Below are 870 nucleotides of genomic sequence, written 5' to 3' on the forward strand. Positions count from 1 at the left end.
CGATCAGGGCCTGGGTGATGGTGCCGGTGTCCTGCCAGTCGAGGGTCATCAAGTCGACGGTGCCGTCGGTCTCGTGCAGGAAGCCGATGTAGGACTGGGCCTGGCGGCGGCGGTCGACCTCCAGACGGGCGGCGTCACCTCGGCGGATCCACGCCCTGCGCACGATCGCCTCGTGCTCGATACGCACCTCGTCGGCGCACACCACCATCACCTCGGGATCGGACCACTTGCGGACGATCTCGGAACGGATCTGGCTCATGCGCTGGTCAACGTCCGCCTGGGGCGGGCGGCGCTGGTCGACGGCCTCGGGGCGGTGGAAGGACAGGCCCGCCATGTGCAGCAGGAACCGGTAGGAGGCGGCAGAGGCGTACTCCACCTCGAAGTGGTCGTAGACCCAGGCCGCCAGATGGGGCACGTCCCAGAACCCGATGGGCAGGCCCTGCTCCGACGGGGGCCGGGACAGTACCCCGGCCACCTCCTGGCGCTGGGTGGCGGTGAGCCTGGAGGCGTTGAGGTTGCCGGCGTGACCGGTGTGGATTGAGGCCAGACGGTACCGGTTCCACGCCCGAGCCCAGCTGCGCACCGTCTCGGGCGTGCGCTCGACGACCTGGGCCACGACCGCGGTATCCACATCCTTGGACAGCAGCACGACCGCCTCGGACTTCAATCGCATCAACCTGTAAGGCGCCTGGTGCTTATAGCCCTGCAAAACAGCCCACTCATCATCACTAACCACGACCCTGTCCATCCCAGCATGATATTCCGCCCCCGACCCGAGAGCTCACGCGAAACGCCGACAACACAAGAGAAGACGACAAAAGAAGCCAGCACCAGCAGCCAAACACCCCACGAGAAAGAGACACCCCCCAC

General features: G+C 66.4%; 1 protein-coding gene. It reads right to left on the minus strand.

Annotation, left to right across the window (positions count from 1 at the left end; all coding sequences use genetic code 11):
- Window positions 1–673: winged helix-turn-helix domain-containing protein (locus RIV14_RS13660; protein WP_428978895.1), on the minus strand; the 673-nt coding region annotated here is incomplete at its 3' end.
- Between the last annotated feature and the right edge of the window lie 197 nt (window positions 674–870).

It is taken from the genome of Actinomyces acetigenes, from assembly GCF_031296635.1.
GTDB classification, from domain to species: Bacteria; Actinomycetota; Actinomycetes; order Actinomycetales; family Actinomycetaceae; genus Actinomyces; species Actinomyces acetigenes.